Genomic DNA, 16,466 nt, shown 5'->3' with positions numbered 1-16,466 from the left:
TGACGTGAAGCGGTTATGATAGATAACGTCAGAACGACGAAAAGTAGAAAGGGTGTGTGCCGTGACCACCGCCCAGACCACGGAGCTCGACGTACAGCCGACTCCGCTCGCCCTGCTGCTGCTCGGCCGTGAGGCCGACCCGAGGAGCGAGCGGGGCGTCGAGTGTCCCGGCGACCTGCCCTCGCCGTCCGACCCGGACCTGGTCGCGCGCGCCCGCGCGGCCAAGGAGAAGCTCGGCGACAGGGTCTTCGTGCTCGGCCACCACTACCAGCGCGACGAGGTCATCCAGTTCGCCGATGTCACGGGCGACTCCTTCAAGCTGGCCCGGGACGCGGCCGCCCGCCCGGAGGCCGAGTACATCGTCTTCTGCGGTGTGCACTTCATGGCCGAGTCCGCCGACATCCTGACCTCGGACGACCAGAAGGTGGTCCTTCCCGACCTGGCGGCCGGCTGCTCCATGGCCGACATGGCGACGGCCGAGCAGGTCGCCGAGTGCTGGGACGTGCTGACGGAGGCCGGGACGGCCGAGCAGGTCGTCCCCGTCTCGTACATGAACTCGTCCGCGGACATCAAGGCGTTCACCGGCAAGCACGGCGGCACCATCTGCACCTCGTCGAACGCGCAGCGGGCCCTGGAGTGGGCCTTCGAGCAGGGCGAGAAGGTGCTGTTCCTCCCCGACCAGCACCTGGGCCGCAACACCGCCGTCCGCGATCTGGGCATGTCCCTGGACGAGTGCGTGGTCTACAACCCGCACAAGCCGAACGGCGGGCTCACGGCCGACGAGCTGCGGGCCGCGAAGATGATCCTGTGGCGCGGCCACTGCTCGGTGCACGGCCGCTTCGGTCTGGACTCGGTCAACGACGTGCGCGAGCGCATCCCCGGTGTGAACGTCCTCGTCCACCCGGAGTGCAGGCACGAGGTCGTGGCGTCGGCGGACCACGTCGGTTCGACCGAGTACATCATCAAGGCCCTCGAAGCCGCCCCGGCAGGCTCCAAGTGGGCGATCGGCACGGAGCTGAACCTGGTCCGCCGGCTGGCGAACCGTTTCGCTCCCGAGGGCAAGGAGATCGTCTTCCTCGACAAGACCGTCTGCTTCTGCTCCACCATGAACCGCATCGACCTGCCCCACCTGGTCTGGACCCTGGAGTCGCTGGCCGAGGGCAACCTGGTCAACCGGATCGAGGTCGACAAGGAGACGGAGGCGTTCGCCAAGCTGGCGCTGGAGCGGATGCTGGCGCTGCCCTAGCCGCCCGGTGTCTCCCCGAGACGGGCGAGTCCACGGCCTACGCAGCCGACAACGCGCCGACGGCCGGTTCCCGGTGTTTCCGGGAACCGGCCGTCGCTCACTGGCCCCGTTCCTTTATCCGGCTCCTACTCCCGGCGCAGTACGCCCGGGTGGAGATCAGTCCGTCCGCGGACGGACCAGCCCCGACTCGTACGCGATCACCACGAGCTGTGCGCGGTCCCGTGCGCCCAGCTTGGCCATGGCCCGGTTGACGTGCGTCTTCACGGTCAGCGGGCTGACCTCCAGGCGCTCGGCGATCTCGTCGTTGGAGTGTCCGCCGGCGACCTGGACGAGAACCTCACGCTCACGTGAGGTGAGGGCGTCGAGCCGCTCGGAGCGGGCAGGGTCACGGCCGTCGCCGGCCGCGTCGCCCTGGGCGAGGAAGCGGGCGATCAGGCCCTTGGTGGCGGTCGGGGAGAGCAGGGCCTCACCGCCGGCGGCGATCCGGATGGCGCTCAGGAGTTCCTCGGGTTCGCTGCCCTTGCCGAGGAAGCCGGAGGCGCCCGCGCGCAGCGCCTGCACCACGTAGTCGTCGACCTCGAAGGTGGTGAGGATGACGACCCGGACCCGGGCGAGGGACGGGTCCTCGCTGATGAGGCGGGTGGCGGCCAGGCCGTCCGTGCCCGGCATCCGGATGTCCATCAGGACCACCTCGGCCCCGGTCTCCCTGGTCAGCCGCACCGCCTCGGCGCCGTCGGAGGCCTCGCCGACCACCTCCATGTCGGGCTCGGAGTCGACGAGCACGCGGAACGCGCTGCGCAGCAGGGCCTGGTCGTCGGCGAGCAGGACACGGATCGTCATACGGAATCCCCCAGGGCGGCCGTCCGGGCGTTCGTACGGCCGTCGGCGTCGGTCTTGACCGGCAGGATCGCATGGACGCGGAAGCCGCCGCCGTAGCGGGGACCGGTGGTGAGGGTGCCGCGCAGGGCGGTGACCCGCTCGCGCATGCCGAGCAGGCCGTGGCCGCCGCCGACCTCGGGGGCGGTGTCCTCGCCGGAGCCGTTGTCGAGGACGGTGACCTCGATGTGCGGTCCCACGCGTATGACGCTGACCTCGGCCTTGGCCTCGGGGCCCGCGTGCTTCTGCACGTTGGTCAGGGCCTCCTGGATGATCCGGTAAGCGGCGAGGTCCACGGCGGCCGGCAGGGTGGTGCCCTGGTCGGCGCGGGCCACCTCGACCTGGAGACCGGCGTTGCGGAAGGTGTCGGCGAGCTCTTCGAGAAGGTGCAGACCGGGGGCCGGTTCGGTGGGGGCCTCGGGGTCGCCGGACTGGCGGAGCAGGCCGACGGTGGCGCGCAGTTCGTTGAGCGCGGAGCGGCTGGCCTCGCGGACGTGGGCGAGGGCCTCCTTGGCCTGGTCGGGCCGCTTGTCCATGACGTGCGCGGCCACTCCCGCCTGCACATTGACCAGGGCGATGTGGTGGGCGACGACGTCGTGCAGGTCACGGGCGATGCGCAGCCGCTCCTCGGCGACCCGGCGGCGGGCCTCCTCCTCACGCGTGCGCTCGGCCCGCTCGGCGCGTTCGCGGATGGCCTGGACGACGGCCCGTCGGCTGCGGACCGCGTCCCCGGCGGTGGCGCCGATGCCGGTCCAGGCGAAGATCGCGAGGTTCTCCTGGGCGTACCACGGGAGGGGGCCCGCGGCCATCGCGGCGGTCGTCAGCACGGTCATGGTGAGCAGGCCGGCCCGCAGGGTGGTACGGCGGTCGGTGGCGGCGGCGACGGTGAAGAGGGAGACGACGGCCGCCATCGCGACGGGGGCGCGGGGGTCGCCGGTGACGCACTCGACGACGGAGGCCGCGCCGGTGACGGCCAGGACGGTCTTCGGGGCGTGCCGGCGGAAGACCAGGGCCGCGGCGGCGAGCGTCATCAGGACCAGGCTGAGGGTGTCCGGGGTGCGGATGCCCCAGGCGACGCCGTGCTCTCCGTGCGGGACGGCGAAAGAGCTGACGACCATGCACACGAGAGCGCCTGCGGCGATGACCGCGTCCACGGCGAGTGGATGGGCGCCGACTCGGCAGCGGGCTCTCTCGAAGGGGCTCACGGTCTGAACAGTACGGGTGCTTCGTGCGGGCCGGAACCGAGGCGGCCACCGCCCGCTGGGGGAACCGTCGGAGGGGCCGACGGTGTGAGCGTCAGCCCGGAATCAGACCGTCGTCCCTCAGGAGTGCCCGGACCTCCTCCAGGCTCGCGTCCGGGGACGGCAGGATCAGGTCCGAGGGCTCCAGGGCGTCGTCCGGGAGTGGCTCGCCCAGTTCCCGGACCTTGTCCAGGAGGGCGCCCAGGGTGCGGCGGAAGGCGGCCTCGTCACCGGACTCCGTCTGCGCCATGAGCTCGTCGTCCAGCTTGTTCAGTTCGGTGAGGTGACTGTCGGCCAGCCTCACCTGGCCCTCCCCCATGATCCTTACGACCATGTCGGCCATGTCGCCCTCCAGGCGTCGGCTACTGCTTGTCGAAGCGCGGGGTGTCCTGCGGCTGCTGCGACTGCTGGCCCTGGCCGGTGCCGCCCTCGATCGCCTGCTGCGGCTGGCCGCCGGCCAGCTCGGCCTTCATCCGCTGCAGCTCCAGCTCTACATCCGTACCACCGGAGAGGCGGTCCAGCTCGGCGGCGATGTCGTCCTTGGCCATACCGGACGGGTCGTCGAGGGCGCCGGAGGCGAGCAGTTCGTCGATGGCGCCGGCGCGGGCCTGGAGCTGCTGCGTCTTGTCCTCGGCGCGCTGGATGGCGAGGCCGACGTCGCCCATCTCCTCGGAGATGCCGGAGAAGGCCTCGCCGATGCGGGTCTGGGCCTGGGCGGCGGTGTAGGTGGCCTTGATCGTCTCCTTCTTCGTACGGAAGGCGTCCACCTTGGCCTGGAGGCGCTGGGCCGCGAGGGTGAGCTTCTCCTCCTCGCCCTGGAGGGTGGCGTGCTGGGTCTCCAGGTCGGTCACCTGCTGCTGGAGGGCGGCGCGACGGGACAGCGCCTCGCGGGCGAGGTCCTCGCGGCCGAGCGCGAGCGCCTTGCGGCCCTGGTCCTCCAGCTTGGTGGACTGCTGCTGGAGCTGGTTCAGCTGGAGTTCGAGTCGCTTGCGGGAGGTGGCCACGTCGGCCACCCCGCGGCGCACCTTCTGCAGCAGCTCCAGCTGCTTCTGGTACGAGTAATCGAGGGTCTCGCGCGGGTCCTCGGCCCTGTCCAGGGCCTTGTTCGCCTTCGCGCGGAAGATCATCCCCATACGCTTCATGACACCGCTCATGGGCTTCGCGCGCCCCCTTCTGACGGACTCCAGCTCACAGATCCTGCGACAGAACCCACAGTACGGGCCCTGCCTCCATTACCGCACTGTTCGGGGACCGATGCGCTCATCCCCAAGGACGACTGCGGTCGCCTCCACTCCGGCACAGGTAGTAGGTGGCCCCCGGGGTGTGCCGGGGGTGGCCCCCCGGTGAACCCGCGCGCAACCGTCGTACATCCCCCGTACAACGCCGTGTCGACGTCGTACGACCCGAGCGAACCGTCTGCAACGTCCCCTCTGTCCCCTATTGGAGACGACTGACGTTGCGGGATCGTTCCCCGCCGGACTAGGGCCCACACCCCACCACCCCGTACCCTTGGGTTTTGTGTTCCGTAGCCGTGCCAAGGATGAGAAGGCCCCCGCCGACAAGGCCGTGGTGACCGACTCCAAGCAGACCCGTAACCCGCAGGCGCCCAAGGGCAGGCCCACGCCCAAGCGCAGTGCGGCCCAGACCCAGCGCCGCAGCGTGGCCAACACGCCGACGAACCGCAAGGACGCCGCCAAGCGTCAACGCGAGGACCGGCGCGCCGCCATGGAGCGGCAGCGCCAGGCGCTGGCCAGTGGCGACGAGCGGTACCTGCCGGCCCGTGACAAGGGCCCGGTCCGCAGGTTCGCCCGCGACTGGGTCGACTCGCGCTTCAACGTGGCGGAGTTCTTCCTGCCGCTGGCCGTGATCATCCTGGTCATGAGCGTGGTCAACAACGCGGCGATCAAGAACATCGCGCTGCTGCTGTGGCTGGTCGTGATCGTGCTGATCGTGCTCGACGCGGCGGTGAGCGGTTTCCGGCTGCGCAAGCGGCTGAACGAGCGTTTCCCGGACCAGAACAAGAAGGGCGCCGTCGCCTACGGTCTGATGCGCTCCCTGCAGATGCGCCGGCTCCGGCTGCCCAAGCCGCAGGTCAAGCGCGGAGAGCGGCCCTGAGCGCAGAGCCTTTCTCCGGGGGTGCGGCGAAGGCCTGGCTGACCAAGCTGGGCGGACTGCGTGATGTCGTACGGCAGGAGCTGGTGGCCCGGCAGCTCGACGAGCAGATAGCCGGGCGGTTCCGGGTCGGTCAGCGGCTGCGGGTGCTCGACGTCGGGATGGGCCAGGGCACGCAGGCGCTGCGGCTGGCCCGGGCCGGGCACCAGGTGACCGGCATCGAGCGGGACCCGACGATGACCGCGGCCGCGCGGGAGGCCCTGGCCGGTGAGCCGCAGGGGATCCGCGACCGGGTACGGATCGTCCAGGGGGACGGGCGGGACACGGGCGTCCACTTCCTGCCGGGCAGCTTCGACGTGGTGCTCTGCCACGGTGTGCTGATGTACGTCGAGGAGCCGGACGCGCTGCTGGCCGGACTGGCCCGGATGCTGGCCCCGGGCGGACTGCTCTCGCTGCTGGTGCGCAACGCCGACGCGCTGGCCATGCGGCCGGGGCTGAGCGGGGACTGGGCGGGGGCGCTGGCTGCCTTTGACACCGTCTCGTACCGCAACCGGCTGGGCATGGAGGTGCGGGCCGACCGGCTGAGCACCCTCACCGCCGCACTCGCCGGCATCGGTGCGCCGCTGCATTCCTGGTACGGCGTACGGGTGTTCACGGACACGGCCGCGGACGGCGCCGAACCAGCCGCCGACGTGGAGACGCTGCTGGCGGTGGAGGAGCGGGCCGGGCGGACGGATCCGTACCGGGCGGTGGCGGCGCTGCTGCACCTGTGCGGAGTCCGCGGCTGACCCACCGCGTCCTGCTCGTTCGGGTGAGCAGCGCGAGCCGGACCGGCACCCCGCGACGAGACTCGGGGGCATGGACGTTTCCCGTACCCGCCGGATCTTCCGTACGGCCGCCGCGCTCGGCTCCTGCTGCCTCGCCCTCGTCTCCGGCTGCTCCGCCTTCGACAGCGACACGGCCGAGGACGGCTCGACCACCCAGGCCGCCCAGGTGGCGGCCGTTCCCAGGGTGGCTGCCGATCTGCAGGACCAGTACCAGAAGGTGATCAAGGACGTCCTGCCGTCGGTCGTGCAGATCCAGGCCACCAGCGACCTGGGCTCGGGCGTGGTCTACGACGGCAACGGGCACATCGTCACCAACGCGCACGTCGTCGGGAACGAGAAGAAGTTCAGGGTGACGACCGCCAACAACGAGCAACCGCTCACCGCGACGCTCGTCTACTCCTACCCCGAGCAGGACCTGGCGGTCATCAGGCTCGACAAGATCCCCGGCGGGCTGAAGGCGGCAGCCTTCGGGGACACCGAGAAGGTCGATGTCGGGCAGATCACGCTCGCCATGGGCTCGCCGCTCGGGCTGTCGTCCAGCGTGACCGAGGGCATCGTCTCGGCGACCGGACGGACCGTCAGCGAGAACCCCGAGGACGGCGGCACCGGCGCCACCATTGCCAACATGGTGCAGACCTCGGCCGCCATCAACCCCGGCAACAGCGGCGGCGCCCTGGTCAACCTGGACGGCCAGGTCATCGGCATCCCGACGCTCGCCGCGAGCGACCCCCAGCTCGGCGGCAGCGCGGCGCCAGGGATCGGGTTCGCCATCCCGGCGTCGATGGTGAAGACGGTCGCCGACCAGATCATCAAGCAGGGCAAGGTCGTCGACTCAGGCCGGGCCGCGCTCGGCATCACCGCGCGCACGGTCGTCGACGTGAACTACCAGCCCGCCGGTGTGGCCGTGGTGACCGTGAAGCGGGGCGGCGCGGCCGACAAGGCGGGCATCCGGCCCGGGGACATCATCACCAAGGTGGGTGACGACGACATCACCACCATCACCTCACTGGCCGAGTCGCTCGCCACGGCCCGGCCGGGGCAGAAGACGACGGTGACGTACCACCGGAACGGCATCGCGCGGACGGTGGAGGTGACGCTGGGCGAGCAGTGACGGCCGGGCGGCCCACAGGGGGCCGCCCCGGACCGGCACCGCTCAGGACTCGTCCGCGTGCAGGCTCATCGGACCGTAGATCTCGGCGGCGTCCTCGTAGAGCCGCACCTGGTCGGCGCCGCCGGCCAGCAGGGCCTTCCACTGCTCGCCGAGCCAGGACTCGGCGTCGCCCTGGGTGGTGAACTCCTCGGGCTCCACCGCGGGCTGGACCTCCGTCCCGTCGGCCTTCTCGAACCGCCACATCCATGCCGTCATGCAGGCCTCCTTTGATCCAACTGGTGCATCGTATGGGGTCAGTGCCAGGTGCAGGACCCCTTCGGGACTACCACTGAGCGCAGGACTCGTCGCGTCGGGTGAAAATCAGGGCGTGGAAGTGACTTTGCTCGGTACCGGTGCTCCCGCGGGCCTGCCCCGCCCGGACTGTCCCTGCGCGGCCTGTGCCTGCGCCGTCGGGGAGGACGCCCGGGCCGCCACGGCGGTGCTCGTCGACGGAACACTGCTGCTCGATCTGACGCCGGGCGCGGCGTTCGCCGCGGCACGGGCCGGGCGGTCGCTCGGGGGCGTACGGCAGGTGCTCCTGTCGCATCCGCACGACGGGCCCGCCGTCGAGGTGCCGGCCGGGCTGCCCCAGCCGGGGCGGGTGCCGGACGGGCGGGAGCTGGCGCTCCTGACCGGGCACCGGGTGCGGGCGGTGGCGATGGACGCGGGCGGCACCGGGTACGCGGTGACCGGACCCGACGGGCAGCGGCTGCTGTATCTGCCGCCGGGCAGCGCACCGGCCGGGCTGGAGAACGGGAGCACGGAGTCGTACGACATGGCGCTCCTGGACCTCGTGGGGCGGCCGGACGCGCTGGCGCGGCTGCGGGCGGTCGGTTCGGTGGGGCCGACGACGGACGTCATCGCCGTCCATGTCGACCACGACGTGCCGCCCGGCGCGGAGCTTCGGCGGCGGCTGGCGGCGGCCGGGGCGCGCGCCGTGCCGGACGGTACGACGCTGACGGTGGGGGTGTACGAGGAGGTGCCCGACGTTCCGCGCCGGACGCTGGTGCTGGGCGGGGCGCGGTCCGGCAAGTCCGTGGAGGCCGAGCGGCGGCTGGAGGCCTTCCCCGACGTGCTGTACGTCGCCACGGGCGGGACGCGCGGCGGGGACACCGAGTGGGCGGCGCGGGTGGCCGCGCACCGGGAGCGGCGGCCGGGGTCGTGGCGTACGACGGAGACCTGTGACCTGGTGCCGTTGCTGACGCAGGACGGGCCTCCGTTGCTGGTCGACTGTCTGTCGCTGTGGCTGACGGACGCTATGGACTCCGTCGGGGCCTGGGACGACACGGAATGGGCGTCGGGCGGGGAGAAGGCGCTGCGGGAGCGGGTGCGGGAGCTGACGGAGGCGGTGCGGTCGACCCGGCGGACGCTGGTCGCGGTGTCCAACGAGGTGGGGTCGGGGATCGTGCCGGCCACGGCGTCGGGGAGGCGGTACCGGGATGAACTGGGGCGGTTGAACGCGGCGTTCGCGGGTGAGTGCGAGCACGTGGTGCTGGTGGTGGCCGGGCAGGTGGTGGTGCTGAGGTAGTGGGGGCGGGGGTGGCGCCCTGAAGGGGCGCGGGGCGAGACAATATGCGGCTTTGCCGCGTGGGCGCGACCAGTCCCCACCCGCCCGCGGTCGCGCAACGACCTGTCAGCGCCCCTTTCTCGCGATGATCCGGTACCCGTTGGAGAAGGGTGTGCGGCGCAGCAAGGGAGCCAGTGCGTGGTCGACGGCCTCCGCCACGGCCACCAGCGGGGCCGTCGCCGGTAGCCACCGCTTCGGGAACACCCGGCCCAGCGCCAAGGTGAGCGCCGCCGAGATGTCGTACGGGACGTGGGGCGCTTTCCGGTCGGCTGTCAGGATCTCGCAGCCCTGGGACTCCAGTTCCGCCCGCAGGTTGGCCGGCGGCACCAGATGCAGATGGCGGGGCTGGCCGTACGGGACCCACCACTTGCCCAGCAGGGCGCCGAAGGCGCTGCGTGGGTTCGCGACGTCGATCAGGAGGTGGCCGCCGGGGCGCAGCGCCGCGAGCGCGGCGCGGAGTTCGGCGCGCGGGTCGGGGGCGTGTTCCAGGTGACGGAACATGCTGACGACGTCGTAGCGGGCGCGCAGCCGGGCGAGGACCTCCGGTGCGGTCAGGTGGCCGCAGTGGGCCTCCTCGATGTGCCCCTCGGCCTGGGCCCACGCCACCCGGAGGGTCGAGTCCAGGCCGTCGAAGGATGTGTACGGGAAGAGTTCCCTCGCCGCGCGCGGGAAGTGGGCCTGGCCCGTGCCGACGTCCAGCCAGCTCTCCGGCTCCGGCAGCGCCAGCATCGCGCGGGCGGCGGCGCGGTGCCGGCGGCCGCCGCCGCGGGTCGCGCGGAGGCGGTCGTAGTAGTCCTCCAGGCGGCCCTCGTAGTAGTCCCGGTCGTAGAGGGTGACTCCCACTGCGGTCAGCCGGGGGTTCTGGAAGGCGTGGGCGCAGTCGCGGCACTCGTCGACGGCGAACACGCCGGGCCGGTGATGGAGGAGGTCGGGCGTGCGCAGTCGGGTGCGCAGACGTCTGGAGCCGCACCAGGGGCAGTCCTCACGGCGCGGCTCGTGGAACCCGTCGGTGCCCGGGAGGAGTTCGGGTCTGGGCGGCATGGGCGGCTCCCTGTGCTCCTGTACGCAGTCCACTGCAAACCGGAACGTATGGGATACCGATCTTGCGCGCCAAGACGCCGTGCGGGTGTGGTGGCGATCTGCCACCGAACCGTTCTTTCCGTGCCGGTACTGTTCGGCGAATGAGCTCGCTTAATCTCGACGACTTCACCGATCTGATCGAGCGCCCCGACGGCGGTGTGCGCCGTGACGCAGAGGCGCGCCGGGAGCGGCTGATCGTGCCGCCCGGGTCGCTGGGCCGCCTCGACGACCTGGGTGAGTGGCTGGCCGCCGCACAGGGTTCCGTACCGGTACGGCCGGTCGAGCGGCCGCGGGTCCTGCTCTTCGCCGGTGACCACGGCGTCGCCGAACTCGGCGTGTCCGCGCGGCCCGCGGGCAGCGCCGGGCTGCTGGTGCGGGCGATCCTGGAGGGGGCGAGCCCGGTGGCGGTGCTGGCCCGGCGGCTCGGGGTGCCCCTGCGGATCGTCGACATGGCGCTGGACTGCGACCCGGACACGCTGCCCGCGGAGGTCGTACGGCACCGGGTGCGGCGGGGCAGCGGTCGTATCGACTCCGAGGACGCGCTGACCCTGGAGGAGGCCGAGGCGGCCTTCCGGACGGGGGTGGCGCTGGCCGACGGGGAGGCCGACTCCGGCACCGATCTGGTGGCGCTCGGCGATGTCAGCGTCGGGGGGACCACGGCGGCCTCCGTCCTCGTCGCGGCGCTGTGCGGTACCGACGCGTCCGTGGTGACCGGGCGGGGCGGGGTCGCCATCGACGACCTCGCGTGGATGCGGAAGTGCGCGGCGATCCGGGACGCGTTGCGGCGGGCACGGCCGGTGCTCGGAGACCAGTTGCAGTTGCTGGCCACCGTGGGCGGGGCCGACCTCGCGGCGATGACCGGGTTCCTGCTGCAGGCGGCGGTGCGGAAGCTGCCGGTGGTGCTGGACGGGGTCGTGGCGGCCGCGTGTGCGCTGGTCGCCCAGCGGGTCGCGTTCCGGGCGCCGGACTGGTGGCTGGCCGGCCACGACAGCGGGGAGCCGGGTCAGGCTAAGGCGCTGGACCGGATGGCGCTGGAGCCACTGCTGGAACAGGGCGTGACGGTGGGCGAGGGGGCGGGAGCGTTGCTCGCACTGCCGCTGGTCCAGTCCGCGGCGGCCCTGGCGGCGGAACTCCCGGAGAAGCCGGAGAAGCCGGAGAAGCCGGAGGAGCCGGAGGCGTAGAGGTGTGACCGGCGGCGAGGTCCGTGCGTGTGACGTGGTTCATCACGACAGCACCCATATGATCCATCTCCATGGGAGATGCCCGAATTGCCCTTGAGTGGGGTGCTGGACGTGCGGCGGGGCGGCGGTCCGTCAGCGTTTCCCAGCGGGCCGCCGCCTTTGCTGTGTGGTATTTGCGGGCGGTCGCCTTCGTCAACTTCCTCAGCGCGGTGTGGGTGTCGTTGGGGCAGGACGTGCGGCGGCACAACCAGGAGGACTTCTTCACGCCGTACCTGCTGACCGCCGGCTTCGCCTCGGGTGTGTTCACCGCGTTCCTCGCCATCACCATGCGGCGGCGCAAGCGGGCCGCCTGGATCCTCAACCTCGTACTGAGCGGGCTGTTCCTCGCGCTGTTCGCGTTCGCCATGGCGTTTCCGGAGATCCGGCGGTACGCGCAGAACTGGATCTCGCTCGTGTTGACCGCCGCCTTCGTGGGCGCGCTGCTCGTCGGCCGCCGGGAGTTCTACGCCAAGGGCGACCGGTCGAATCCGCGGCTCGCCGCGACCGTGGCCGTCGGCGGCGGGCTCCTCGCCTCGCTGCTCGCCGCCCTCCTCGTGACCGTCACCAACCAGGCCCCGCACGCCGCCCGTTCCACATTCCTGGAGCGCTGGCACTACGGCACCCTGCGCCTGGTCTCGGTCGCCGCCGACCCCACCCGGTTCCCGTACATCGCGCCGCCCAACTGGGTGAACGTCTCCATCAACGTCCTGAGCACGCTCCTGGTCCTGACCGTCCTGTACGCCGCCTTCCGCTCCCGCCGCGCCGTCGACCCGATCACCGAGGACGACGAGAAGCGGCTGCGGGCGCTGCTGGAGCGGCACGGCGAGCGGGACTCGCTCGGGTACTTCGCGCTGCGCCGGGAGAAGAGCGTGGTGTGGTCGCCGACCGGGAAGGCGGCCGTGGCCTACCGGGTGGTGGGCGGGGTGAGCCTCGCCTCCGGGGATCCGGTCGGGGATCCGGAGGCCTGGCCGGGGGCGATCGTGCCGTGGCTGAGCGAGGCGCGGGCGCACGGGTGGATTCCGGCGGTGATGGGGGCGAGCGAGGAGGCCGGGACCGTCTACGCGCGGCATGGTCTGGACGCGCTGGAGCTGGGGGACGAGGCGATCGTCGAGGTCGCCGAGTTCACGCTGGAGGGGCGGGCCATGCGGACCGTCCGGCAGGCCTACAACCGGGTCATGCGGGCGGGGTACTCGGTGCGGATCCGCCGGCACGAGGACATCCCGGCGGACGAGATGTCGTACCTCGTCCGGCGTGCCGACGACTGGCGGGACGGCGCCACCGAGCGCGGGTTCAGCATGGCGCTGGGGCGGCTCGGGGACGGCCGGGACGGGCGGTGCGTGATGCTGGAGTGCACGGACGGTGAGGGGCGGCTGCGGGCGCTGCTCTCCTTCGTGCCGTGGGGGCCGGGCGGGCTCTCCCTCGACCTGATGCGGCGGGACCGGGACTCCGACAACGGGCTGATGGAGTTCATGGTCATCGAGCTGCTGCGGCGCGCCGGAGAGATCCGGATCACTCAGGTTTCGCTCAACTTCGCCATGTTCCGGGCGGTCTTCGAACGTGGCGCACGCCTCGGCGCGGGGCCGGTGCTGCGGCTGTGGAGGTCGTTGCTGAGCTTCTTCTCCCGGTGGTGGCAGATCGAGTCCCTGTACCGGGCCAACGCCAAATACCGGCCCATCTGGGAACCCCGGTTCCTGCTCTTCGAGAAGAGCGCGGACCTGCCGCGCATCGGCCTCGCCTCGGCGCACGCCGAGGGGTTCCTGGGGGCCGTGTCGGCAGGCGGGAATCCGCCGACACGGCCCACGGCGCCGGTGCTGCCCGGGTGGCTGCACCGACGGCACCTCGGCACGGGCACAGACTCGCACGGATGAGGACCACCGCATGAAGCCGCTCGCCCGCCGGGCCCGCGCCGAGTGGGGTCTGCTGTACGTCACCGTGCGCGGCCCGCTGGCGAAGCGGCGGCTGCGGGCGGTGCCGACGGCGGTCGCGGCGGTGTGTCTGACGGCGCTGCTTCAGTTCACCCAGAACCAGTCGTGGGGCTATCGGTTCGTGCAGAACATCGGGGGCGTACGCGCCGAGGACCCGCTCTGGCTGGCCCTGCTGCGCACTCCCCTGTCGTTGTTCGTGCCGGCGCTGGACCTGCCGGTGTGGGGCGCGCTGACGCAGATCCTGGTCGTGTTCGGCGTCGCCGAGGTGTGCCTGGGCTGGTGGCGGACCCTGACCGTCGCCTATGCCGCGACCCTCGCCGGCACGCTGTACGCCCGCATCGGTGTGGCGCTGGGTCCGCACGGCCCGCTCGGCCTGGCCGCCTCGGACGCCCGGGTGGTGGACACCGGCCCCTCGGCCGCCGTAGTCGGGCTCGCGGTCTGCCTGGCCTGGCGGTACGGCGCGTATGTCACCGCAGGCGCTGTGGCGGCGGCGATGGTGATGGAGGTGGCACTGAAGGAGAACCTCGCCGGCAAGGAGCATCTGGCGGGCCTCACGGGCGCGGTGGCGCTGTACGCGGCTGTGGCGGCGGGGCGGCGGCTGGGGTACCGGTGGCGTCAGCGGCGGCCGGGCAGCCGTACCGGTTCGGGGCGGTCGGGCTTGCCGCCGATCCAGTCCTGAAGAGTCCTGCTGAGCCGGGCCCAGCGGCGGTCGTGGTGGTAGGCGCGCAGCCCGGCCCTGGCCCGGGCGCGCGGGCGGTTGCCGTAGAAGCGGCGGGCCCAGGCCGAGCCGGGGCGGGCCAGGCGGGCCGCGCCGACGAGGGCGACCAGCGGGACGATCACGCCGAAGATCGCGGTGCGGCCCTTGCCCTTGCTCAGGGCGACGAGCGAGAAGAAGAAGTTCGCCACGATGTTCGCGATGACGGTGGTCCGGTCCTGGAGTTCGCCGGCCGAGAGGTCGTTGACGCCGAACGGCGAGAACCCGGCGAGCAGCAGCCCGACCACCGCGGCGGTGATGACGACGACCTCGACGCTCTTGCGGCCCTGCTCGGTCCAGTAGACGTCGTCGAGGTGCAGGATCAGCGCGAACTCGTCGAGGACGAGCCCCGCACCGATACCGAAGACGATCGCGGCGAGGCCCGCGCCGAAGCCGTCACGGGCGCTGGCGACCGCGCCGAAACCGCCGATGACGATGAGAACGACTCCCGGGACCACATGGTGGATGTGCAGCCCGCCCGCCTTCACATTGCCGAACGGGCCCTTTCCGGCACGGATCAGCCGGGTGACGACCCGTGTGATCACAAAGGTCAGGACGAATGCGGCCAGGGCGAGCAACAGGGGGAGTTTGCCCGGCTCGATGATGTTCCGTTCCAGCCAATGTCCCATGTGCGCACTTTATCCCTAACCGTGAGACGGCCCCTCCGGACCACCGGGTAGCCTGCGCCGGTGGCTTCGACCTCTGCGACTCCCTGGCTTGACGGCCTCCGCTTCGCCTTCGGCACGCTCACCGTCCTCCCTCTGAAGGTCACCCGCTGGGACCGCGAGGCCGCCCGCGGCGGCATGATGCTCGCGCCGCTGGCCGGCCTCGCCGTCGGGCTCTGCGCGGGCGCGGTCGGGGCGCTGCTCCTCGTGGCCGGGGCGAGTGCGCTGCTGGCCGCCGTGGCCGCGGTCGCCGTACCGGCCGTGCTCACCCGGGGGCTGCACCTGGACGGCCTCGCCGACACCGCCGACGGCCTCGGCAGCGGCAAGCCCGCCGAGGAAGCGCTGCAGATCATGAAGCGGTCGGACATCGGGCCGTTCGGGGTGATCACGCTCGTCCTCGTCCTGCTGGTCCAGGTGGCCGCGCTGGCACAGGCCTACGGCGCCTCGTGGGAGCGGGGGGCGCTGGCCGCCGTCGTCTCGGCGACGGTGGCCCGGCTGGCGATGAGCCTGGCCGCGGTGGTGGGGGTGCCCGCGGCCCGGCCCGAGGGGCTGGGGGCGGCGGTGGCCGGGGTGGTGCCGAAGGTGGGGGCGTCGGTGGTCACGGTCGCGGTGATGGTGGTGGCGGCGGGGGCCGGAGCGCTGGTGGGGTCGGCGGACTGTCTGCGGGCGTTGCTCGCGGTGGTGGCGGCGGAGACGGTGACGGACGGGCTGCTACGGCACTGCCGGCGGCGGTTCGGAGGAGTCACGGGGGATGTGTTCGGGTGCCTCGCCGAGACGGCGGCCACCACAGCGCTGGTGGTGTTCTCGCTGGGGGGCTGAAGGATCGTCCTGAAGCATCCTCAACAAGTTCTGCGCCATACGCCCAGCTCGTACTTCTTCTCCAGTGAGCTCAGCTTCAGCTTGCGCGACCGCGCGCAGAATTCGCTCGTCGGCAGTTCGTACTCGACGTGGAAGACGGCCTTGTCCGCCTCGATGAACGGCTTCAGATCGCCGCACTCGCCGTACTGGGCGCACTGCTCGTTCACCGCGAAGTCGAAGTCGCCCACCAGCCGCGGTATCTGGTCCAGGTCGTTCTTCAGGCCCACCGACATGCCCCGGTCGTGGGCCAGCCGGGCGATGAGCCGGTTGTAGCGGAGCTGGTCGGCCGCCTTGAGGGGGAAGCCCGTACGGTTCTTGTAGCCGTCCATGTTGTCGGGCTCCACCGCGTCGAAGCCCTTGTCCCTGCACATGTCGAAGCGGGCCGCCATCAACGGCTCCAGTACGTCGGTACGGCGGATGTCGAGCCAGCGCTCCCCCTCCCAGCCGTTGCCGCGCCCCAGCACCGGCTCGGGGAATTTCTTCGCGTCGGGGCGCCAGTCCTCGAAGGCGCCGGTGGAGACGTAGCAGATGACCTTGCGGCCCTTGCCGTGCAGCGTGCCGACCGTCGCCTTGGACTGGTCGAAGCCGTCGATGTCGTACACCGACGCGCGCACGGACGTGTCCACGCGGCCGCTCAGTTGCCACTGCCAGGTGACCCCCGGCTTCGGCTGCCAGCGCCCGGCGTCGGCCGGAGCCTGGGTGCAGCCCGCAAGCAGGGCCAGCGGGACGAGCAGAAGTGCGGTGCGGGGTTTCACCGGGCGGGCTCCAGGGTGTGCGGCAGGATACCCCATGGATGATCTCCCACTCCGGGTTCCGCGCAGTACACCGAGGCCCCCCGCGCCCGGGCCAGTGCCTCCACATCGGCATCGGACGGGACGCCGTGGACCAGGTGGCAGTGGCGCGCTCGCTGTGCTGCGGATGCTCTGCGGGGAGCCGCGCGGACGT

At 71.9% G+C, this 16,466-nt stretch carries 17 protein-coding genes; 9 read left to right on the top strand and 8 right to left on the bottom strand.

Annotated features, from left to right (window positions below; all coding sequences use genetic code 11):
• Positions 1-61: 61 nt before the first annotated feature.
• Positions 62-1,246, top strand: coding sequence for a quinolinate synthase NadA (gene nadA, locus ABZ396_RS36490; RefSeq protein WP_358921081.1), 1,185 nt, complete (start codon positions 62-64; stop codon positions 1,244-1,246).
• Positions 1,247-1,402: 156 nt separating this feature from the next.
• On the opposite strand, the gene ABZ396_RS36485 is transcribed toward nadA, so the two are convergent.
• The 4 genes from ABZ396_RS36485 to ABZ396_RS36470 all read right to left on the bottom strand — a co-directional run bounded on the left by ABZ396_RS36485 (position 1,403) and on the right by ABZ396_RS36470 (position 4,517).
• Complete coding sequence (locus tag ABZ396_RS36485) at positions 1,403-2,086, bottom strand: response regulator transcription factor (RefSeq protein ID WP_358921079.1); 684 nt, start codon at positions 2,084-2,086, stop codon at positions 1,403-1,405.
• The gene (locus tag ABZ396_RS36480; RefSeq protein WP_358921077.1) at positions 2,083-3,327 is read right to left on the bottom strand and encodes a sensor histidine kinase; all 1,245 of its coding nucleotides are present in this window, start codon (positions 3,325-3,327) and stop codon (positions 2,083-2,085) included. Before ABZ396_RS36480 ends, ABZ396_RS36485 begins: the two co-directional genes overlap by 4 nt.
• Positions 3,328-3,418: 91 nt before the next feature.
• Positions 3,419-3,697 (bottom strand): hypothetical protein, encoded by a 279-nt coding sequence (locus tag ABZ396_RS36475; RefSeq protein ID WP_358921197.1) that lies wholly within the window; start codon positions 3,695-3,697, stop codon positions 3,419-3,421.
• A 28-nt stretch (positions 3,698-3,725) separates the two neighbouring features.
• Positions 3,726-4,517 carry a PspA/IM30 family protein gene (locus ABZ396_RS36470; RefSeq protein ID WP_358921075.1) on the bottom strand — a complete coding sequence of 264 codons (792 nt, stop codon included), beginning with the start codon at positions 4,515-4,517 and terminating at the stop codon, positions 3,726-3,728.
• A 286-nt stretch (positions 4,518-4,803) separates the two neighbouring features.
• Here ABZ396_RS36470 and ABZ396_RS36465 point away from each other — a divergent pair, with 286 nt between their 5' ends.
• The 3 genes from ABZ396_RS36465 to ABZ396_RS36455 all read left to right on the top strand — a co-directional run bounded on the left by ABZ396_RS36465 (position 4,804) and on the right by ABZ396_RS36455 (position 7,413).
• On the top strand, positions 4,804-5,478 hold the full coding sequence (locus ABZ396_RS36465) for a DUF3043 domain-containing protein (protein WP_358921073.1): 675 nt from the start codon (positions 4,804-4,806) through the stop codon (positions 5,476-5,478).
• Positions 5,479-5,561: 83 nt separating this feature from the next.
• A complete protein-coding gene (locus ABZ396_RS36460; protein WP_358921071.1) occupies positions 5,562-6,263 on the top strand; it encodes a methyltransferase domain-containing protein in 702 nt (233 codons plus the stop codon).
• A 70-nt stretch (positions 6,264-6,333) separates the two neighbouring features.
• Positions 6,334-7,413: a trypsin-like peptidase domain-containing protein gene (locus ABZ396_RS36455; RefSeq protein ID WP_358921069.1), complete on the top strand. Its 1,080-nt coding sequence runs from the start codon at positions 6,334-6,336 to the stop codon at positions 7,411-7,413.
• A 42-nt stretch (positions 7,414-7,455) separates the two neighbouring features.
• Here ABZ396_RS36455 and ABZ396_RS36450 read toward each other — a convergent pair whose 3' ends face one another.
• Positions 7,456-7,668: a hypothetical protein gene (locus tag ABZ396_RS36450; RefSeq protein WP_358921067.1), complete on the bottom strand. Its 213-nt coding sequence runs from the start codon at positions 7,666-7,668 to the stop codon at positions 7,456-7,458.
• A 112-nt stretch (positions 7,669-7,780) separates the two neighbouring features.
• Between ABZ396_RS36450 and ABZ396_RS36445 the strand changes: the two genes are divergently transcribed.
• The gene (locus ABZ396_RS36445; protein WP_358921065.1) at positions 7,781-8,980 is read left to right on the top strand and encodes a bifunctional adenosylcobinamide kinase/adenosylcobinamide-phosphate guanylyltransferase; all 1,200 of its coding nucleotides are present in this window, start codon (positions 7,781-7,783) and stop codon (positions 8,978-8,980) included.
• A gap of 105 nt (positions 8,981-9,085) precedes the next feature.
• Here the strand turns inward: ABZ396_RS36445 and ABZ396_RS36440 are convergent, their stop codons facing one another.
• On the bottom strand, positions 9,086-10,060 hold the full coding sequence (locus ABZ396_RS36440) for a class I SAM-dependent methyltransferase (protein ID WP_358921063.1): 975 nt from the start codon (positions 10,058-10,060) through the stop codon (positions 9,086-9,088).
• A gap of 140 nt (positions 10,061-10,200) precedes the next feature.
• Between ABZ396_RS36440 and cobT the strand changes: the two genes are divergently transcribed.
• The 3 genes from cobT (at position 10,201) to ABZ396_RS36425 (ending at position 13,923) form a co-directional block, all read left to right on the top strand.
• Entirely contained in the window at positions 10,201-11,280 is a 1,080-nt protein-coding gene (cobT, locus tag ABZ396_RS36435) for a nicotinate-nucleotide--dimethylbenzimidazole phosphoribosyltransferase (RefSeq protein WP_358921061.1), read from the top strand.
• 71 nt (positions 11,281-11,351) lie between these two features.
• On the top strand, positions 11,352-13,187 hold the full coding sequence (locus ABZ396_RS36430) for a phosphatidylglycerol lysyltransferase domain-containing protein (RefSeq protein ID WP_358921059.1): 1,836 nt from the start codon (positions 11,352-11,354) through the stop codon (positions 13,185-13,187).
• 10 nt (positions 13,188-13,197) lie between these two features.
• Positions 13,198-13,923, top strand: coding sequence for a hypothetical protein (locus ABZ396_RS36425; protein ID WP_358921057.1), 726 nt, complete (start codon positions 13,198-13,200; stop codon positions 13,921-13,923).
• Here the strand turns inward: ABZ396_RS36425 and ABZ396_RS36420 are convergent.
• Positions 13,860-14,627, bottom strand: coding sequence for a hypothetical protein (locus tag ABZ396_RS36420; RefSeq protein ID WP_358921055.1), 768 nt, complete (start codon positions 14,625-14,627; stop codon positions 13,860-13,862). The two genes, ABZ396_RS36425 and ABZ396_RS36420, sit on opposite strands and share 64 nt — an antisense overlap.
• A gap of 60 nt (positions 14,628-14,687) precedes the next feature.
• Between ABZ396_RS36420 and ABZ396_RS36415 the strand changes: the two genes are divergently transcribed.
• Complete coding sequence (locus ABZ396_RS36415) at positions 14,688-15,482, top strand: adenosylcobinamide-GDP ribazoletransferase (RefSeq protein WP_358921053.1); 795 nt, start codon at positions 14,688-14,690, stop codon at positions 15,480-15,482.
• Between the two features lie 20 nt (positions 15,483-15,502).
• On the opposite strand, the gene ABZ396_RS36410 is transcribed toward ABZ396_RS36415, so the two are convergent.
• Positions 15,503-16,312, bottom strand: a complete 810-nt coding sequence (locus tag ABZ396_RS36410) for an endo alpha-1,4 polygalactosaminidase (protein ID WP_358921052.1) — start codon at positions 16,310-16,312, stop codon at positions 15,503-15,505.
• Between the last annotated feature and the right edge of the window lie 154 nt (positions 16,313-16,466).

This window comes from Streptomyces sp. NPDC005866 (assembly GCF_040629895.1).
Classification (GTDB): Bacteria; Actinomycetota; Actinomycetes; order Streptomycetales; family Streptomycetaceae; genus Streptomyces.
The sequence above is the reverse complement of the archived record's forward strand: the minus strand, read 5'-3'. Positions and strand labels throughout refer to the sequence as shown.

Coding starts and splice junctions, on each gene's coding strand:
- ABZ396_RS36410 (WP_358921052.1), bottom strand. CDS start 16,312: ATGGGGTATCCTGCCGCACACCCTGGAGCCCGCCCGGTGAAACCCCGC.
- cobT (WP_358921061.1), top strand. CDS start 10,201: ATGAGCTCGCTTAATCTCGACGACTTCACCGATCTGATCGAGCGCCCC.
- ABZ396_RS36475 (WP_358921197.1), bottom strand. CDS start 3,697: ATGGTCGTAAGGATCATGGGGGAGGGCCAGGTGAGGCTGGCCGACAGT.
- ABZ396_RS36455 (WP_358921069.1), top strand. CDS start 6,334: ATGGACGTTTCCCGTACCCGCCGGATCTTCCGTACGGCCGCCGCGCTC.
- ABZ396_RS36440 (WP_358921063.1), bottom strand. CDS start 10,060: ATGCCGCCCAGACCCGAACTCCTCCCGGGCACCGACGGGTTCCACGAG.
- ABZ396_RS36470 (WP_358921075.1), bottom strand. CDS start 4,517: ATGAGCGGTGTCATGAAGCGTATGGGGATGATCTTCCGCGCGAAGGCG.
- ABZ396_RS36425 (WP_358921057.1), top strand. CDS start 13,198: ATGAAGCCGCTCGCCCGCCGGGCCCGCGCCGAGTGGGGTCTGCTGTAC.
- ABZ396_RS36450 (WP_358921067.1), bottom strand. CDS start 7,668: ATGACGGCATGGATGTGGCGGTTCGAGAAGGCCGACGGGACGGAGGTC.
- ABZ396_RS36420 (WP_358921055.1), bottom strand. CDS start 14,627: ATGGGACATTGGCTGGAACGGAACATCATCGAGCCGGGCAAACTCCCC.
- ABZ396_RS36485 (WP_358921079.1), bottom strand. CDS start 2,086: ATGACGATCCGTGTCCTGCTCGCCGACGACCAGGCCCTGCTGCGCAGC.
- ABZ396_RS36430 (WP_358921059.1), top strand. CDS start 11,352: ATGGGAGATGCCCGAATTGCCCTTGAGTGGGGTGCTGGACGTGCGGCG.